Annotated in this window: 15 protein-coding genes; 11 read left to right on the plus strand and 4 right to left on the minus strand. The window is 66.2% G+C overall.

Translation table 11 applies throughout. From position 1 onward, the window contains the following. Positions 1-64: 64 nt before the first annotated feature. From chvE to mmsB, 3 genes are all read left to right on the plus strand, one after another. The gene (chvE, locus tag N2K99_RS03255; protein WP_227933851.1) at positions 65-1,180 is read left to right on the plus strand and encodes a multiple monosaccharide ABC transporter substrate-binding protein; all 1,116 of its coding nucleotides are present in this window, start codon (positions 65-67) and stop codon (positions 1,178-1,180) included. A gap of 102 nt (positions 1,181-1,282) precedes the next feature. Then, on the plus strand, positions 1,283-2,830 hold the full coding sequence (gene mmsA / locus N2K99_RS03260) for a multiple monosaccharide ABC transporter ATP-binding protein (RefSeq protein WP_227923176.1): 1,548 nt from the start codon (positions 1,283-1,285) through the stop codon (positions 2,828-2,830). Further along, complete coding sequence (gene mmsB, locus N2K99_RS03265) at positions 2,827-4,029, plus strand: multiple monosaccharide ABC transporter permease (RefSeq protein ID WP_374200056.1); 1,203 nt, start codon at positions 2,827-2,829, stop codon at positions 4,027-4,029. Before mmsA ends, mmsB begins: the two co-directional genes overlap by 4 nt. 81 nt (positions 4,030-4,110) lie before the next feature. On the opposite strand, the gene N2K99_RS03270 is transcribed toward mmsB, so the two are convergent. The 3 genes from N2K99_RS03270 to N2K99_RS03280 form a co-directional block, all read right to left on the minus strand. Then, positions 4,111-5,112 (minus strand): sugar phosphate isomerase/epimerase, encoded by a 1,002-nt coding sequence (locus N2K99_RS03270; RefSeq protein ID WP_227933852.1) that lies wholly within the window; start codon positions 5,110-5,112, stop codon positions 4,111-4,113. Between the two features lie 52 nt (positions 5,113-5,164). Beyond that, positions 5,165-6,364: a Gfo/Idh/MocA family protein gene (locus N2K99_RS03275; protein WP_227933853.1), complete on the minus strand. Its 1,200-nt coding sequence runs from the start codon at positions 6,362-6,364 to the stop codon at positions 5,165-5,167. 73 nt (positions 6,365-6,437) lie between these two features. Next, entirely contained in the window at positions 6,438-7,478 is a 1,041-nt protein-coding gene (locus N2K99_RS03280) for a substrate-binding domain-containing protein (protein ID WP_227933854.1), read from the minus strand. Positions 7,479-7,705: 227 nt separating this feature from the next. Between N2K99_RS03280 and N2K99_RS03285 the strand changes: the two genes are divergently transcribed. The 3 genes from N2K99_RS03285 to N2K99_RS03295 all read left to right on the plus strand — a co-directional run bounded on the left by N2K99_RS03285 (position 7,706) and on the right by N2K99_RS03295 (position 11,497). After that, entirely contained in the window at positions 7,706-9,181 is a 1,476-nt protein-coding gene (locus tag N2K99_RS03285) for a sugar ABC transporter ATP-binding protein (protein ID WP_227933906.1), read from the plus strand. Then, the gene (locus tag N2K99_RS03290; RefSeq protein ID WP_374200057.1) at positions 9,178-10,233 is read left to right on the plus strand and encodes an ABC transporter permease; all 1,056 of its coding nucleotides are present in this window, start codon (positions 9,178-9,180) and stop codon (positions 10,231-10,233) included. The genes N2K99_RS03285 and N2K99_RS03290 overlap by 4 nt, the downstream gene beginning before the upstream one ends. Positions 10,234-10,312: 79 nt before the next feature. Beyond that, positions 10,313-11,497, plus strand: a complete 1,185-nt coding sequence (locus N2K99_RS03295; RefSeq protein WP_227933908.1) for an ROK family transcriptional regulator — start codon at positions 10,313-10,315, stop codon at positions 11,495-11,497. On the opposite strand, the gene N2K99_RS03300 is transcribed toward N2K99_RS03295, so the two are convergent. Beyond that, positions 11,494-12,405: a LysR family transcriptional regulator gene (locus N2K99_RS03300; protein WP_227933855.1), complete on the minus strand. Its 912-nt coding sequence runs from the start codon at positions 12,403-12,405 to the stop codon at positions 11,494-11,496. The two genes, N2K99_RS03295 and N2K99_RS03300, sit on opposite strands and share 4 nt — an antisense overlap. Positions 12,406-12,554: 149 nt before the next feature. Between N2K99_RS03300 and N2K99_RS03305 the strand changes: the two genes are divergently transcribed. The 5 genes from N2K99_RS03305 to N2K99_RS03325 are packed head-to-tail and all read left to right on the plus strand — an operon-like array spanning position 12,555 to position 17,347. Then, on the plus strand, positions 12,555-13,814 hold the full coding sequence (locus tag N2K99_RS03305; protein ID WP_227933856.1) for an FAD-dependent oxidoreductase: 1,260 nt from the start codon (positions 12,555-12,557) through the stop codon (positions 13,812-13,814). Continuing rightward, entirely contained in the window at positions 13,811-14,659 is an 849-nt protein-coding gene (locus N2K99_RS03310) for an NAD(P)-dependent oxidoreductase (RefSeq protein ID WP_227933857.1), read from the plus strand. The genes N2K99_RS03305 and N2K99_RS03310 overlap by 4 nt, the downstream gene beginning before the upstream one ends. A gap of 14 nt (positions 14,660-14,673) precedes the next feature. After that, positions 14,674-15,468, plus strand: coding sequence for an ABC transporter ATP-binding protein (locus N2K99_RS03315; RefSeq protein WP_227923191.1), 795 nt, complete (start codon positions 14,674-14,676; stop codon positions 15,466-15,468). After that, the gene (locus N2K99_RS03320; protein WP_227933858.1) at positions 15,468-16,334 is read left to right on the plus strand and encodes an ABC transporter permease; all 867 of its coding nucleotides are present in this window, start codon (positions 15,468-15,470) and stop codon (positions 16,332-16,334) included. Before N2K99_RS03315 ends, N2K99_RS03320 begins: the two co-directional genes overlap by 1 nt. After that, positions 16,331-17,347 carry an ABC transporter substrate-binding protein gene (locus N2K99_RS03325; RefSeq protein ID WP_227933859.1) on the plus strand — a complete coding sequence of 339 codons (1,017 nt, stop codon included), beginning with the start codon at positions 16,331-16,333 and terminating at the stop codon, positions 17,345-17,347. The genes N2K99_RS03320 and N2K99_RS03325 overlap by 4 nt, the downstream gene beginning before the upstream one ends. Positions 17,348-17,389 lie beyond the last annotated feature (42 nt).

Raw genomic sequence — 17,389 nt, forward strand, 5'->3', positions numbered from 1 at the left:
TTTCCGCCGACAGCGGGGCGGAACGGCTCCGCACCGGCAGGATCCTTTTCGAAGGTTTTGCAGCATGACCAGAATCAAGAATGTCTCGGCGGTCTTCCTGGCCGTCGGCCTGGCGGCAGGCATGTCGGCCTGTGCACCCGCGGGCTCCAACGCTGACGGAGACAGCGAGGCGAGCTCCTGCAACGTCGGGATCTCCATGCCCACGCGCAGCCTCGAACGCTGGATCAATGACGGTGAGGGGCTCAAAGAGAAACTCGAAGCCCAGGACTGCACCGTTGACCTGCAGTACGCGGATGACAAGACCGACCAGCAGATCAGCCAGATCCAGAACCAGGTCGCCGGCGGCGCGAAGATCCTTGTGGTCGCGGCCATCGACGGCGAAACCCTCGGCCCGGCGCTCGAAGACGCGAAGGACCAGGACGTTCAGGTCATCGCCTATGACCGCCTGATCAACGGCACCGAAGCCGTGGATTACTACGCCACGTTCGACAACTACAAGGTGGGCCAGCTCCAGGGCGAGTTCATCGAAGAGCAGCTCGGCCTGGCAGAGGGCAAGGGCCCGTTCAACCTCGAGCCCTTCGCCGGCAGCCCCGACGACAACAACGCCTCGTTCTTCTTCTCCGGAGCATGGGACGTCCTGCTTCCCTACGTGGAAAGCGGCCAGCTGGTGGTTCCCTCCGGCAAGTCCCCGGCGAGCAACGACGAGTGGACGTCCATCGGCATCCTCGGCTGGCAGTCCGTCGACGCACAAGCGGAAATGGACAACCGCCTGCAGTCCTTCTACACCGGAGGCGAGAAGGTCGACGTCGTGCTCTCCCCGAATGACAGCCTGGCGCTGGGTATCGAGGCCTCGCTGAATTCCGCCGGGTACGAGCCCGGCTCGGACTGGCCGCTCATCACCGGCCAGGACGCCGACGTCGCGAACGTCAAGGCCATGCTGGCAGACCAGCAGTCCATGACCGTCTGGAAGGACACCCGCGAGCTCGGCAGCCAGGTAGAGACCATGATCATGGCCCTCGTTGACGGAGAGGACGTGGAGGTTAACGACACCGAGACGTACAACAACGAGGTCAAGGTGGTCCCCACCTACATCCTCGATCCGCAGGTGGTCACCAAGGACACCGTCCAGTCCGCGCTGGTGGACTCCGGGTTCATGGAAGCCGGCGACGTCGGTCTCTGATCCCCGGCGTTACTTTCGACGGGCAAAAACAGCGGCGTGCGACGGCGGAAAACCGCCGCACGCCGCTGCCGCCTGTATTGAAGCTACTGAAGCGAGAACCACATGACTGACGTCATCCTGTCCATGGACGGCATAGTGAAGGAGTTCAACGGCATCCGCGCCCTCGACGAGGTCTCGGTAAGTGTTGAACGCGGCGAAGTGCACGCGATCTGCGGCGAAAACGGCGCCGGCAAATCCACCCTGATGAAGGTGCTCAGCGGGGTCTATCCGCACAACAGCTTTGCCGGGACAATCACCCTCGACGGCAAGCCCGTCAGCTACAACTCGATCAACGACAGCGAGCGCGACGGCATCGTGATCATCCACCAGGAACTGGCCCTGAGCCCGTTCCTGTCCATCGCCGAGAACATTTTCCTCGGCAACGAGGTGGCCCGCGGCGGGGTGATCGACTGGAACCAGACCAACCTGCAGGCCGCGGCACTGCTGAAACGCGTGGGACTGGATGAAAACCCGGCCACGAAGATCCTTGAACTCGGCGTGGGCAAACAGCAGCTGGTGGAGATTGCCAAGGCACTGTCCAAAGAAGTGAAGATCCTGATCCTCGACGAGCCCACCGCAGCGCTGAACGACGACGACTCCGCCCACCTGCTGGGCCTGATCGACCAGCTGCGCGGCCAGGGGATCACCTCGATCATCATTTCCCACAAACTCAAGGAAATCCGCTCGATTGCCGATACGGTCACGGTGATCCGCGACGGGCGCACAATTGTTGATTTTCCGGTGGAGGACACCGACGAGATTGAAACCCGGATCATCCGTGCCATGGTTGGCCGGCCGCTGGACCACCAGTTCCCGCCCCGCGAACCGGACATCGGCGAGGAGAAGTTCCGGGTGGAGGGCTGGACGGTGCATCACCCGGCGGATCCGGGCCGCGTAGTGGTGAAGGATGCGTCGTTCCACGTCCGGGCCGGGGAGATTGTCGGGTTCGCCGGCCTGATGGGTGCCGGCCGCACGGAGCTGGCCATGAGCATCTTCGGCCGCTCGTACGGCACCGGGATCTCCGGGCGGGTCTACAAGGACGGCGTCGAAATCGGCACCCGTACCGTGGGCGAGGCCATCCGCAACGGCCTTGCCTACGTCAGCGAGGACCGCAAGCGCTACGGCCTGAACCTCATCGGCAGCGTGACCGTCAACGTCTCTGCCGCCGCGCTGGGGAAGCTGGCCCGGCTGGGCGTGATTGACCGGCACCGGGAATACGCCGTGGCGGACGAGTACCGGCAGCGGATGAACATCCGCACCCCCAGCGTCACCTCGACCGTCGGCAACCTCTCGGGCGGAAACCAGCAGAAAGTAGTCCTCAGCAAGTGGATCTACTCCGGCCCGGACGTGCTGATCCTTGACGAACCCACCCGCGGGATCGACGTCGGCGCCAAGTACGAAATTTACGGAATCATCAACGAGATGGCGGCCCAGGGCAAAGCCGTAATCGTCATCTCCAGCGAACTGCCCGAACTGATCGGGCTCTGCGACCGCATCTACACCATCGCCGAGGGCCGACTCACTGCCGAAGTGGACCGTGCCGACGCCACCCAGGAAGAACTGATGCGCCACATGACCGCTGCCAGGACCCAAGGAGTACAAGTCCAGTGACCACCACAACCCCAGAACAGGCGAAGGCACCGCTGCCGCCGCAAGCCGCGGCTGCGAAGAAGCGCCGCCGGGTAGACCTGCGCCAATACGGCATCCTGGCCGCACTTGTTGTGATCATCCTGCTGTTCCAGGTGCTCACCGGCGGCCGGCTGCTCTATCCGGGCAACGTCAGCAACCTCATCCAGCAAAACGCGTATGTGCTGATCCTGGCCATCGGCATGGTCATGGTGATCATTGCCGGACATATTGACCTGTCCGTCGGCTCCGTGGTGGCCGCGGTGGGAGCCATTGCCGCCCTGGCCATGAACGACTGGGGGATGCCCTGGTGGGCGGCCGCAGTGCTCTCATTGGTGGTCGGCGCGCTGATCGGAGCCTGGCAGGGCTTCTGGGTGGCGTTCGTGGGGATACCCGCCTTCATCGTTACCCTCGCCGGGATGCTCGTCTTCCGCGGCGTAGCCCTGGTCCTGCTGACCGGTGGCACGATCAGCGGCCTGCCCCGGCCGTTCAATGCCATTAGCTCCGGTACCCTGCCCTCCACCGGCACCCCGGACCTGCTGACCCTGGGCATCGGTGCGCTGGCGTCGGTTGCCCTGGTGCTGCAGCAGCTGAAGGGCCGGGCGGACCTGCGCCGGCTCGACCTGCCGCGGGAACGGATGGGCTCGTTCGTGTTCAAGAACGCCGTGGCCGTCTTCGCCATCATGTACCTCTGCTACCTGCTGGCCTACAGCCGCGGGCTGCCGATCATCCTGATCCTCCTGGCCGGGTTGGTGCTGGCGTATTCATTCCTGCTGGGCCGCACAGTGTTCGGCCGGCACATCTACGCCATGGGCGGGAACCTGAACGCCGCCATGATGTCCGGAGTGAAGACCCAGTGGGTGAACTTCCTGGTGTTTGTGAACATGGGCTTCCTCGCCGGACTGGCCGCCGTGGTCAACACCGCCCGCGCCGGGGGAGCCGTGGCTTCGGCCGGCGGAGGGTTTGAACTCGATGCCATTGCCGCGGTGTTCATCGGCGGCGCATCGGTGCAAGGCGGCGTGGGCACCGTGGTGGGCGCCGTGATCGGCGGCCTGGTGATGGGTGTGCTGAACCAGGGCCTGTCCATCCTGTCCGTCGACGCCGCATGGCAGCAGATCATCAAGGGCCTCGTGCTGCTGCTGGCCGTGGTGTTCGGACTCAGCCGGAAGCGCAACGCGCGGTAGGGTTTTGCTTCGCTCGAACGACGACGACGGCGGCCGCCTCCCGAAGGAGGGGCCGCCGTCGTCGTTTTCGTTGTCCGGGACCTACCTCGACGAAAACGCCGCGTCGAACGCCGCAGCGGGCGGATCCATTGCCAGTGAACGGACGAAGGCCAGTGCCTCCGGTGCTCCGACCAGCCGGTCCATTCCGGCGTCTTCCCATTCCACCGAGATCGGGCCGTCGTAGCCGATGCTGTTGAGCATCCGGAAGGCGTCCTCCCACGGCACGTCCCCGTGGCCGGTGGATACGAAGTCCCAGCCGCGCCGCGGATCGGCCCAGGGCAGGTGCGAGCCGAGCCGGCCGTTGCGGCCGTTGGTCATCCGCTTCTTCGTGTCCTTGCAGTCGACGTGGTAGATCCGGTCCTGAAAATCCCAGAGGAAAGCCACCGGGTCCAGGTCCTGCCAGACAAAGTGGCTGGGGTCCCAGTTCAGGCCGAACGCGGGCCGGTGCCCGATGGCCTCCATCGCCCGCTGCGTCGTCCAGTAGTCGTAGGCAATTTCGCTGGGATGAACCTCGTGGGCAAAGCGCACGCCCACCTCGTCAAAGACGTCGAGGATCGGATTCCACCGGTCGGCAAAGTCCTGGTACCCGGCGTCGATCGCCTCCGCCGAGACCGGCGGAAACATGGCCACGTATTTCCAGATGGACGAGCCGGTAAAACCGATCACGGTGTCCACCCCGAGGGCCGCGGCGAGCCGGGCGGTGTGCTTCATTTCCTCGGCGGCCCGGCGCCGGACCCCCTCCGGATCGCCGTCGCCCCAGACGGCGTCGGACACCATATCGCGGTGCCGCTGATCGATCGGATCGTCGCAGACCGCCTGCCCCTTGAGGTGGTTGGAAATGGCGAACACCTTCAGGCGGTACTTCTCCAGGATGTCGCGGCGGCTCTGCACGTACTCCTCGTCATCCCACCGCCAGGGGTCCAGATGGTCGCCCCAGCAGGCGATTTCCAACCCGTCGTACCCCCAGCCGGAGGCAAGCCGGGCCACTTCTTCAAGGGGCAGGTCGGCCCACTGGCCGGTAAACAGAGTGACTGGTCGGGACATGACGGGCTCCTTTGCCTGCGTGGACGGGGGATGGTGAGTCGGGACGGGACGGTCAGCGCACGGGCAGCCAGACGCTGGATTTAGCGGCGCTGCGGGACACGGCGTCGAGGACTTCCTGGACCTGCAGGCCGTCGGCGAACGACGGCGCCGGGGCGGTTCCGGCGGCGATGGCCTCCACGAAGTCCTTCGCCTGATGCACGAAGCCGTGTTCGTAGCCGAGCGAATGGCCGGCCGGCCACCACGCGGAGACATAGGGGTGGTCCGGTTCGGTCACCATGATGCGGGTGAAGCCCTGCCGGTCCGGCGGAACCGTGTAATCCATAAAGCCCAAAAAGTTCAGGTCCTCCAGATCGAAGCTGATGGCACCTTTGCTGCCGGAGACTTCCAGCCGGAACGCGTTCTTGCGGCCGGTGGCCATCCGGCTGGCTTCGAAGGACCCGAGTACACCGTCCTCGAAGCGGCCGAGGAACAGCGCGACGTCGTCGACCGTCACCGGTCCGCGGGGGCCGGCGTCGTTGCCCGAACCAGCGCTGCCTCCGCCCAAGCCCGTGCCCCGCTGGTCCGCTTCGGGCACCGGGCGGGTGGGGACCAGGGTGGCGAGGGTGCCGCTGACCTCGGCCAGCGGCACCCCGGTGATGTACTGGGCCAGGTCGATGGCGTGCGCGCCCAGGTCGCCGAGGGCGCCGGACCCGGCCTCGTCCTGCTGCAGCCGCCAGGTCAGCGGAGAGTCCTCGTCTACCAGCCAGTCCTGCAGATATACGGCCCGCACCTGCCGGACCGTGCCGATCGCCCCCGAGGCCACGAGATTCCGGGCGTGCGTGGTGGCGGGCAGCCGCCGGTACGTGAAGCCCACCATCGCCCGAACGCCCCTCGCCTCGGCGCGGGCGGCGGCGTCGGCCATCGCCTGCGCCTCTTCCACCGTGTTGGCGAGCGGCTTTTCGCAGAGCACGTGCTTGCCGGCGTCGAGCGCTGCGATGGCGATCTCGGCATGGGAAGCACCGGGCGTCACGATATCCACGACGTCGATATCCTCCCGGGTGACCGCCTCCCGCCAATCGGTGGCGGACTCGGCCCAACCCCATTTCCGGGCGGCGGCTGAGGTCCGGTCCGCATCCCGGCCCACCAGCAGGTTCATCCGCGGCTGCAGGGGCAGGTCGAAGAACCGCGGGGCCACCCGCCAGGCCTGTGAGTGGGCCGCCCCCATAAAGCCGTGGCCCACCAGCGCCACCCTCAGCGGCTTATCGTCCTGCATGTTCTCTCCTCAGTGCTGTGCTGCTGTTTTGAGCGGGTGCCCGGGCCGCCCGGCTCTCGTTCGGATAGCCCGGTCAGGACTCGAAGGCGGTGGGCAGGTATTCCTCGACGTTTTCGCTGGTGACCACCGGGGCGTTGAGCACCACGCGGTTGGGCACCTCGATCTCGACCAGGTCGCTCATGGCCTTGTCCTGTGCCAGCAGCCGGGCGAGCCGGATGCCGTCCGCGGCCTGGGTGTGCGGATAGATGATGGTCGCCTGCAGGACGCTGTCCCCGGACTCGATTTCCCGCATGGCATTTGCGGAGCCGGCGCCGCCCACCATGATGAACTCGTCGCGTCCGGCGGCGTCGATGGCGGCCAGGACGCCGATGCCCTGATCGTCGTCGTGGTTCCACAGCGCGTCGATTTCCGGTGCGGCGGCGAGCAGCTGGGACGTTGCGGCCTCGCCGCCTTGGACGGTGAAGTCCGCGGACACCCGGTTGTTGACCTCGAGCCCGCAGCCGGCGAGGGCGTCCTTGAAGCCTTCGCTGCGGTCCTGGGTGAGCGGCAGGGCGTCGATGCCGGCAATCTCGGCCACCACGGCGTCGGGCTGGTCGCCCACCTGCTCGCAGATGTAGGTGCCGGCGCTGACCCCCATGCCGTAGTTGTCGCCGAGGACGGTGGCCCGGGCGGCGAAGGGGCTGGAGAACTCGCGGTCCACGTTGATCACGGGGATTCCCGCCTCCATGGCGCGGATGGCGACGTCGGTGAGTGCAGCGCCGTCGGTGGGCAGCAGGACAATGGCGTCCACCTGGTCATTGATGAACTGTTCCACCTGGCTGATCTGCAGGTTCGCGTCATTGGTTCCTTCGGCCACCCGCAGGTCGATGTCCGGGTATTTCTCGGCTTCGGCGGTGGCGGCGGAGTTGATGGCGCCCAGCCAGCCGTGGTCCGCGGCCGGTCCGGAGAATCCGATGACGACGGTCTCGCCCTCGGACTGGTTGCCTTCCACGGAGTTGTTGGTCGGTTCGGCATTGGTGTCCTCGCCTGCAGTGCAGCCGGTGAGGGCAAGCCCGCCGGCGGCGAAGAAGGCCGCTGCGGTGATGATCTTCCCGCGCATGCGTGGTGCGTGCATGGTTCTCTCCTCTGTAAGTGGGGCGCTGAGGCGAGTCCGCACCCCATCGGAACCAGCCAGCGCACTGCACATCGTCGTGACATGCGTCACAGTAACAGAAGTCTGACGATAAAGCGCCAACATACTACTGATGATCGACATAAGTGTGTAAGCTCCGTGCCATGACAGCATCGGGAGCATCTGCCGCCCCTCAGCCGGTACAGCAGCCGCTGCTTGAGGTACGCAGCCTGAGCAAGAGTTTCGCCGGCGTCCGGGCGCTGCGCGGCGTCGACCTGGACGTCCTGCCCGGCGAGGTGCACTGCGTCCTGGGCCAGAACGGCGCCGGGAAATCCACCCTGATCAAGGCCCTGTCCGGGGTGTACGTACCGGACGGCGGGGAGATCCGCTGGAACGGGGAACCCGTCCAACTGGCGCGTCCGGCCGACGCCCTGGCACTGGGCATTGCCACCATGTACCAGGAACTGGATGTGGTGGACGGACTGAGCGTCACCGAGAACATCTTCCTGGGCCACGAAGACGCCCGCGGGGGAGTGCTCCGCGTCCGGGACGCGCGCCGTCGGACCCGGGAGCTGCTGGCGCGGCTGGGACACGAGGACCTGTCACCGTCCGCGGAAGTGGGGAGCCTGTCCGCCGCCGGGAAGCAGATTGTCAGCCTGGCCCGGGCCCTGTCCCGCAACGCCCGGCTGATCATCATGGACGAGCCCAGTGCCATCCTGGACTCCGGCGAGGTGGCCAACCTGTTCCGGGTGATCCGGGAACTCACCGGCCAGGGCATCGCGGTTGTCTACATCTCGCACCGGCTGGAGGAGATCCGGCAGATCGGCAACCGGATCTCGGTGATCAAGGACGGCTACAGCACCGCGTCCTCCCTTCCGGTTGTCGATACTCCCCGCGCCGAACTGGTTCGGCTGATGACCGGCCGGGATGTGGCGAATGTGTTCCCGCCGCGGAGGCCGCCGTCGTCGGACGCCCCGGTGGCGCTGCAGGTGGAGGGCCTCGGCCTGGAAGGTTCGTTTCACGATGTGAGCTTCACGGTCCGGGCCGGGGAAATCTTCGGCCTGGCCGGCCTGGTCGGGTCCGGGCGTTCGGAGATCCTGGAGACCGTTTACGGTGCCCGGCGTGCGACGTCGGGCACCGTCACTGTGGAGGGCAGGACGTTGCGGCCCGGCTCGGTGCGGGCGGCGGTGAACGCCGGGCTCGGCCTGTCCCCGGAGGAACGCAAAAGCCAGGGGCTGCTGCTGGAGGAGCCCATCTACCGCAACGTCACCCTGTCCACCTTTGCCCGGTTTGCCCGGCACGGGTGGCTGAACGAACGCGCCGAAAAGAAGGCCGCCCGGCAGCAGGCCGAAGCCCTGCAGCTGAGCCCGCCCGATCCGGACCGGGCCGCCCGCACCCTCTCTGGCGGCAACCAGCAGAAGGTGCTGCTGGCCCGCTGGCTGATCCACGGCACCCGGGTGCTGCTGCTGGACGAGCCGACCCGCGGCGTCGACGTCGGCGCCAAGACCGAGATTTACGCGCTGATCCGCAGCCTCGCGGCTCAAGGCGTGGCGATTGTGGTGGTGTCCAGCGAGATCGAGGAAGTGATCGGCCTTGCGGACCGGATTCTGGTGCTCGACGCCGGACGGGTCCTCGCCACCGGCAACGCAGACGAAATGGACGAGCACGCCGTGCTTGACCTGGTGCTGAAAGGAAGTGCGCAGTGAGCGAATCAACGACGGCGGCGCTGCAGCCGCCTCCCAGCGGCGGGACGGCGGCGGTGCCCCGCAGCAATCCGCTGGGGAAGTTCCTGGGCGGATCCGCGGGCCGCAACATCGGCCTGATCATTGCCCTGGCGCTGCTGTTTATTGTCGGGGCGGTCACCAGCGGCGAGCGCTTTCTGAACCTGGACAACATGCTGACCATCCTGCGGTACGCGTCGATCTTCGGGGTGATCGCCATCGGGGCAACCTTTGTGATTACCGCCGGCGGCATCGACCTCTCGGTGGGTTCGGTGATGGGCCTGACCACGGTGCTGGCCACCCTCACCTCAGTGCAGCTGGCCGCCACGAACAGCAGCTGGATGCTGATGGTGGTGGTGGCGCTGGCGGTCGGTGTGGGGACTGGGCTGATCAACGGGGTGATCATCGCGTACGGGAACGTGGTGGCGTTTATTGCCACCCTCGCAATGCTGGTGGCCGCGCGCGGCGTGGCGGAGCTGATCTCCGGCCGCAGCACGCAGATTGTCACCAACCGGGATTTCCTCTCCGTGATGCGCTCGAACTTCCTGGGCGTGCCGCTGCTGATCTGGATCTTCCTGCTGGTGGCCGTCGCGGGCTGGTTCCTGCTCAACCGCACCACCTTCGGGCGCCGGACCGTGGCGATCGGCGGGAACCTGGAAGCCGCGCGGCTGGCAGGCATCAAGGTCAAGCGGCACATTGTCCTGCTGTACGTCCTCTCCGGCCTCACCGCCGGCATCGCCGGAATCATGATGATGGGCCGCACCACCGCCGGCACCTCCACCCACGGGCTGCTGTACGAGCTGGAAGTGATTGCCGCCGTCGTCGTCGGCGGAACCCTGCTGATCGGCGGGCGCGGCACCATTGTGGGCACCGTGCTGGGCGTGCTGCTGTTCAGCACCCTCATCAACGTCTTCACGCAGAACAACCTGGACACCTCGGTGCAGGCCGTGGCCCGCGGCGCGATCATTGTGGTGGCCGTGCTGCTGCAGCAGCGGTTCGCCGTGCGGGGGACCGGCCGAAGGAAGGGGGCGTTATGAGCGTGTCTGTTGGGCGGTCCGCGTCGCCGGGCCGACGCCGTAGCGTCGATCCCTATGCTTCAATTGCCCAGTGGTCGATATAAGGAATAACCCCACCGCGCCCGGGGCCAGCGAACTTTTCCAGCTCCTGCGGGACGGACAGCCCCGCACCCGCAGCGAGCTGGCCGATCTGGTGGGGGTGGCCCGGTCCACCATTGCGCTGCGGCTGGAGCTGCTCATGGACCTCGGGCTCGTGGCGCCGATTGAAGACGCGGTGTCGACCGGCGGGCGGCCGTCCTCCCGGTTCGCGTTGCAGACCGGGGCGCGTGTGGTCTTGGGGGTCGACGTCGGCGCAAGCCACCTGCGCGTGGGCCTCACCGATCTGGCCGGCACTGCCCTGGCCGATGCTTCCCGCGACCTGCTCGTCAGCGACGGTCCGGGTGCCGTGCTGGACACTGTGGTGGAGCTTGGGAACGCGCTTTTGGCCGAGACCGGCCGGTCGGCTGCCGAGCTGCTCGCCGTCGGCGTCGGGCTGCCCGGACCTGTGGAGCACCGCTCCGGCCGGCCGATCAATCCGCCGATCATGCCCGGCTGGCACGGCTTCGATGTGCCCGGCTACCTGCAGGAGTCCTTCCACGTGCCGGTGCTGGTGGATAACGACGTCAACGTGATGTCGATGGGGGAGCGCCAGGCGGCGTGGCCCGACGTCGAGAACCTGGTCTTCGTGAAGGTCGCCACCGGCATCGGCGCCGGGATCATCTGCAACGGCAGCCTGCTGCGCGGCGCCGACGGGGTGGCCGGGGATATCGGGCACATCCGCGTGCCGAGCGGGGAGGACCTGTTGTGCCGGTGCGGGAACCGGGGCTGCCTGGAGGCGCTGGCTTCCGGGCCGGCGGTGGCCGCCCGGCTGCAGTCCTTGGGGCTGGATGCTGAGGACGGGCGCGACGTCGTTGCCCTGGTCCATTCCGGCAACCACGAGGCGGTGCATGCGGTGCGGCAGGCCGGCCGCGAGGTGGGTGAGGTGCTTTCCGCCTGCCTGAGCATGTTGAACCCCGAGGTGATCGTGTTCGGCGGCTCGATGGCGTTGACCGGCGAGCACTTCATTGCCGGGGTGCGCGAAGTGGTCTATTCGCGCACCATGCCGCTGGCCACCCAGCACCTGCGGATTGTGCAGTCCTCGTCCGGGCTCGACGCCGGGATGCTTGGTGCGTCCCAGCTCGCCATCCAGCATGCGTTGTCTGCGGAGAGTGTGGAGCGGATGCTCGCGGGGCGGGTGGGGGTTTAGCTTTCCGGCCCGTCCAAGACCTGCACCGGCGTCGACCGGAACAAGTCGGCGACCTTCCGGACCTCCGGCGACGCCGCCGCGTTCCATGCCGCCCACGTCTCGACCTGCAGTGAATGCCCGGCCGCATCCCGTGCCGTCAGCGGCACCCACTTCCACCCGGGAAAGTTGAGCCCTGCGGACGCCTCGGTGGTGAGCGCCGCATCGGCGTCGGCCAGGTCAGCAATCAGCAGGCTGTGGTGGCTGAACCGCCGGAAGACCCAATGCGTACGCACGCCCTCGGCCTCGGCGGCGCTGCGCAGCTTGACCTCCTGGATGCGGATTTCCCCGGCAGCGTGTGCCATGACCGTGAGGCCGTCCAGATCAAAGAGGCCCAGGACATCCCGGGTGCTGAGCGGCGACGTCGGCCGGACGGCTGCCCCCAGCGGCTGGGTGAGCAGGTGCTGCCCGTTGATGCCTTCCGCGGGTTCCGTGTGCAGGAGGGCCAGGTCGATTTGGCCGGCCCGCAGCAAGCGGCTTTGCTCATCGCTGCTGGCCTCATAGAGCGAAAAGCGTACCGCCAACCCTGCGGACTCCACCGTCTGGACGGCAGCGCGGAACCAGTCATGCGGCAATCCCGGAGGGGCACCGAGCCGGATCAGTGAGCGGCTGCCCGCGGCCAACCGGACCAGCTCCGGAGTGCGGTCCACCTGGGCCAGGATGGTGTCCGCGTGGGTTTTAATGACGTGTCCCAGGGTAGTCAGCGTCACGCCGCGCGGGTTCCGCTGCAGCAGGGCACCCCCGAGTTCCTTCTCGAGCTCGGCGAGTTGCCGGCTCAGCGCAGGCTGTGTCATATGCAGTTCAACGGCGGCGCCGCTGATGCTGCCGGTCTCCGCCGTGCGGACGAAGTACTTCAACTGCCGGATTTCCATGTTCCTGCCCCCTGCGACCTGAGATACCTAAAAGGCATACCGACAGGCACTTTTAGGCATTTGATTTATGCATACAAGTGGACCATGGTTCTTATGTGCTTGGTGTGACTCAGCTCACTCCGTGATTCACCTGCAATCTAAGGATTTTGATGATTTCCCTTTCCACCACCGCAACCTACGACGTCGTCGTTGTGGGTGGCGGCGCTGCCGGGGTGGCAGCAGCTGTCAGCGCTGCCCGTGCCGGAGCCAGCGTCTGCCTTATTGAGCAATACGGATTCCTCGGGGGAGCGGCAACCAACAGCTCGGTCCTGGCCTACTGCGGCTTCTTTGACCAGACCAGGGAACAGGTGGTGCGCGGCATTGGGCAGGACTTCCTGGACGAGCTGGAACGCCAGGAACTCCTGCACTTCGAGACCTCGCCCGCCACGGGAAACACCATCGTGGTCCTCGATCTGGAAACCACTAAGTCGGTGCTGGACCAGCTGGTCCGCTCGGCCGGCGTCGACGTCCTGTTCCACAGCACCCTCGTAGCCGCGGATACCGACGCCGGCGGGATCAGCGCCGTGCAGGTGGTGCACCGCGGCGGCAACCTGCGTCTTTCCGGCACCGCGTTCGTGGACTGCAGCGGGGATGGCGCGCTGCTGCAGGCCGCCGGCGCCGAGTTCCAGCTTTCACCGACCGAACGCCGCCAGGCCAGCACCCTGGTGATGCGGGTCGGCGGCGTCGGCGAAGACGCGGACCTGTCCACCGCGGCCATGGATGACGCCTTCGCCGCCTACGGCAAAACCACCGGGGAAATCCTCACCCGGAGCAACGGCACCTGCGTACGGATGCCCCGTTCACGCGAGCTGATGCTCCTGCTCGCGGACGAATACGTGGACGTCCTGGACGTGCACGAAATCTCCCGCGCCGAACAGGACGGCCGAGTCAAGGCCCGGCATTACCTCGAGGCGCTGAAGGCGGGCATGCGCGGCTGGTCCGGCGCGTACCTGGCCTCCACCGGTCCGCAGATCGGCATCCGGGAAGCCCGCCGGATGCAGGGCCGCGAAAGCGTAACCGCCGACGACGTCCTGACCGCCCGGCGTCGTCCGGCCGACGGGATTGCCCGGTGCGGCTGGCCGATGGAGGACCATGCGACCCCCGGCGCCACCACCTACAGCGGCATCAAGGACCGCAAGTGGTACGACATCCCTTACGGGGCCGTGACCAGCGCCAATATCGCCAACCTCTGGGGCGCAGGCCGGCTCACCAGCAGTGACAGCCGCTCGTTTGCCTCGCTGCGGGTGATGGGCACCTCGTTCGCCACCGGGCATGCGGCCGGCCTGGCCGCATCACTCCATAGTTCCACCGGCAGTGTGGACGTTTCCAAGCTGCGCGGACTGCTTCAAGACCAGGGGGCCCTGCTGTGAGTATCAACCATCCGGACACCAAACGGATCGCCGTCACCGGTGCCGCCGGCAGCCTGGCCCGGGACATCATTCCCCGGCTGGCCGATGCGGGCTACTCCATGGTCTGCGTGGACCGGACACCGCCGGCTGAATCCTTCGGGCAGGACTGGGTGCTCACCGAGGTGGCCGACACCGGGACGCTCGTGGAGGCGTTCCGCGGATGCGGCGCCGTCATCCACCTGGCCGGGATTCCGCTGGAAGATGACTGGGACCGGATCCTGTCCGCGAATATCGACGGCACCCATTCCGTCCTGGAAGCCGCCCACATGGCCGGGGTGCCGCGGGTGATCCTCGCCAGCTCCATCCATGCCGCCGGGTTCACCCCGGTACCTCCGGCCGGGGACTTCATTCCTGACAACACTCCGGTGCGGCCGAACACTCTGTACGGAGTCTCGAAGGCGGCGGTGGAAGCGCTGGGCAGCTACTACTCCGACCGTTTCGGCATGGACGTAATCTGCCTGCGCATCGCGTCCCGGATCGACCGGCCGCGGGACGTCCGGATGTTGAGCACCTGGCTCTCGCCCGACGACGCCGCCCGTCTCTTTACGGCAGCCCTGACGGATTCAGTGAAAGGATTCCGGATTGTCTGGGGGGTTTCGGCCAACACCCGAAGCTATCTCTCGCCGGACGCCGGGGCCGCCCTCGGCTACGTTCCTAAGGATGATGCAGAACGTTACGCCGGAGACCTGACCGGTCCGGCGGCACCGGCTTCGGCCGCAGAGTCCGACTGGGACCGTCAGTTCATCGGCGGCGTCTTCTGCTCACCCCGTCCTCCCCGCCAGCCCAGCATGCATCCCTCCACATGATGAGGAATTTCGAAATGACACAAGCTCCACCCGAGGTCCGTTACGCGTTCGAGGTCGACTCGGTCCATAAGGTCTTCACCGGATCGCAGAACGTTCACGCCCTTGATGACATCAACCTCAAGCTGAAAGAGGGCTCCTTTACCTGCATCGTCGGCCCGTCCGGCTGCGGGAAGTCCACTCTGCTCCGGATCCTGGGGGAACTGGAAACGGCTACCACCGGTACGGTCACCCGGAACGTTTCCGCAGAGAAGGTGCCGGCGTCGGCCTTTGTCTTCCAGGAACACGGGGTATTCCCGTGGTTCAACGTCCTGCAGAACGTGGCCTTCGGCGAGCACATGGCCGGCGTCGGCAAGCGTGAACGACTCGAACACGCCCGGCACTGGATTGCGGAAGCCGGCCTCACCGGTTTCGAGGAAAGCTATCCGCACCAGCTCTCGGGCGGGATGCGCCAGCGCATTGCCATTGCCCGGGCCTTTGCCACCGGATCACCGGCACTGCTCATGGACGAGCCGCTCGGAGCCCTGGACGCGCAGACCCGCATGCTGATGCAGGAACAGCTGGTCCGGCTGTGGGAACTGGAACGCAAGACCGTTGTCCTGGTGACGCACTCCATCGACGAGGCCCTCCTGCTCGGCGACCAGATCGTGATGATGTCCGCCCGCCCGGGCCGCGTCAAGGAGATCATCGACGTGCCCTTCGGACGTCCCCGCAGCATGGAAATCGAGGGCACCAGCGAATTCGGCTCCATGAAGCAGGACATCTGGGATTCCCTCCGCGACGAGGTACAAGCATCTTTGAGGTTCTCCTAATGACTAACACTGCAACTGCCCCCAAGACCACGGACTCCTCCGAGCTCGACAGTGCCATCCGCCGTGAGTACCGCCAGGTTGTCCGCCTGCGCTACCGCGACATCCTGCTGTCCACCCTGACCCCGGTGCTGCTCCTGGCTCTCTGGGAGGTGGCCGCCCGGAACGGTGCCCTGGACGCCAGGCTCTTCACCCCGCCGAGCCTCATCGCCGAGCAGGCATGGAAGATGACCCTGAGCGGCGAGCTGTGGCAGCACACCTCGGCCACCATGGGCCGACTGCTGCTGGGCTTCGTACTGGGGGCCGTCACCGGCATCCTGGCCGGCCTGCTGATGGGAGTCTGGCGGCCGGTGCGCGCCGCGTTGGGGCCGACCTTCACTGCCCTATATGCCCTGCCGAAAATCGCCATTGTTCCGCTGCTGCTGCTGATCTTCGGGCTGACGGAGACACCCAAGGTGCTTTCCGTTGCCATTTCCGTGTTCTTCGTAATGCAGATCAACACCCTGGCCGGCATTGTCCAGATCGACAGCCGGGTCCTGGAAGCGGCCCGGGCGTACAAGGCCAGCGGGCTGAAGCTCTTCCGCTACGTACTGCTTCCCGGCGCAACTCCGGCGATCATGACGGGCCTGCGCGTGGCCGCGGGAATGTCCGTTATCGTGATCACCGCCGTCGAGTTTGTCGCCTCCAATAACGGACTGGGCTATCTCATCTGGAACTCCTGGCAGCTGTTCCAGCCCAGCAAAATGTACGTCGGCCTCATTGTGGTGTCCCTGGTGGGCGCAGCGGTGACGGCGCTCATCATCCTTCTTGAACGGGCTGCCCTGCCCTGGAAATACTCATCCGGATCAAAGAAGAAAGATCAAAAATGAAAAAACACCTCAAGGTCCTGGCAGCAACGGTGCTGGCCGGACTTGCCCTCTCCGCCTGCGGCGCGGACTCGGGCTCCTCTTCCTCCGAAGAGGGGACAACGGAAACCGCAACGGTGAAGGTCGGTATTGTCCAGCTGCCGATTTTCGCGCCGATTTACGTTGCTGAAGCGAAGGGCTACTTCGACGAAGCGGGCCTCGACGTCCAGCTCGAAACCGTGAAGTCCGGCCAGGATGCGGTGCCGCTGGCGTCCAGCGGAAAGCTCGACGTCGTTGCCGCCGGCTTCTCCGCGGGAATGTTCAGTGCCATTGCAACCGGCCTGGACATCAAGGTAGTGGCGTCCATGGGCGTCAGCGACGGCGACACCGAGAAGAGCCCGACTGACCTGGTGGTTTCCAAAGCCAAAGTGGATTCCGGTGATATCACCAGCATCGCCGACCTGAAGGGCAAGAAGATCGGTGCTGCCGGCGGTGCGGGCGGCACGGGTGCCTTCCTGCTCAGCCTGGCCCTCGAAGAGGAAGGCCTGACCATCAATGACGTCGAGATTGTGAACCTCGGCAACCCGGACATGCCGACGGCGCTGGCCAACGGCAGCCTCGACGCCGGCTTGATCTCGGCTCCGTTCTCGACGCTGGCCATCGAAGACGGCACCGGCGTATCCATGGCTGTCCCGCCGGCCGGAACTTCCGGCACCGGCATGCTGTACGGCGGCCAGTTCGCCGACACCGAGAACGCACAGAAGTTCTTCGATGCTGTAGCCCGGGCTGCAAAGGACCTGCAGGGCGAGGACCGCTACTCGGACGAGAACCTGAAGATCATTGCCGACGCGACGGGACAGACGGTCGAGGAACTGAAATCCGTACCGCTCTACGCCTGGATGCCGAACCTGGAGCCGCTGCCTGAGCAGCTGGAGGGCATGGAAGCTGTCTGGATGGAATCCGGTGCCATTGAGTACGAGGAAGCCATCAAGCAGGACACCTATATCGATTCATCCTTCTCCGAGAAGACGTCCTAACTACATCTGTTTGGCATTCGCAGCGGCATTCCGGGAAACCGG

The organism is Arthrobacter sp. zg-Y1110 (assembly GCF_025244865.1).
GTDB lineage: Bacteria > Actinomycetota > Actinomycetes > Actinomycetales > Micrococcaceae > Arthrobacter_B.

Excerpts from the sequence above, each read along its gene's own strand:
- chvE (WP_227933851.1), top strand. The coding sequence starts at position 65 with ATGACCAGAATCAAGAATGTCTCGGCGGTCTTCCTGGCCGTCGGCCTG.
- mmsA (WP_227923176.1), top strand. The coding sequence starts at position 1,283 with ATGACTGACGTCATCCTGTCCATGGACGGCATAGTGAAGGAGTTCAAC.
- N2K99_RS03270 (WP_227933852.1), bottom strand. The coding sequence starts at position 5,112 with ATGTCCCGACCAGTCACTCTGTTTACCGGCCAGTGGGCCGACCTGCCC.
- N2K99_RS03275 (WP_227933853.1), bottom strand. The coding sequence starts at position 6,364 with ATGCAGGACGATAAGCCGCTGAGGGTGGCGCTGGTGGGCCACGGCTTT.
- N2K99_RS03280 (WP_227933854.1), bottom strand. The coding sequence starts at position 7,478 with ATGCACGCACCACGCATGCGCGGGAAGATCATCACCGCAGCGGCCTTC.
- N2K99_RS03300 (WP_227933855.1), bottom strand. The coding sequence starts at position 12,405 with ATGGAAATCCGGCAGTTGAAGTACTTCGTCCGCACGGCGGAGACCGGC.
- N2K99_RS03305 (WP_227933856.1), top strand. The coding sequence starts at position 12,555 with ATGATTTCCCTTTCCACCACCGCAACCTACGACGTCGTCGTTGTGGGT.
- N2K99_RS03315 (WP_227923191.1), top strand. The coding sequence starts at position 14,674 with ATGACACAAGCTCCACCCGAGGTCCGTTACGCGTTCGAGGTCGACTCG.
- N2K99_RS03320 (WP_227933858.1), top strand. The coding sequence starts at position 15,468 with ATGACTAACACTGCAACTGCCCCCAAGACCACGGACTCCTCCGAGCTC.
- N2K99_RS03325 (WP_227933859.1), top strand. The coding sequence starts at position 16,331 with ATGAAAAAACACCTCAAGGTCCTGGCAGCAACGGTGCTGGCCGGACTT.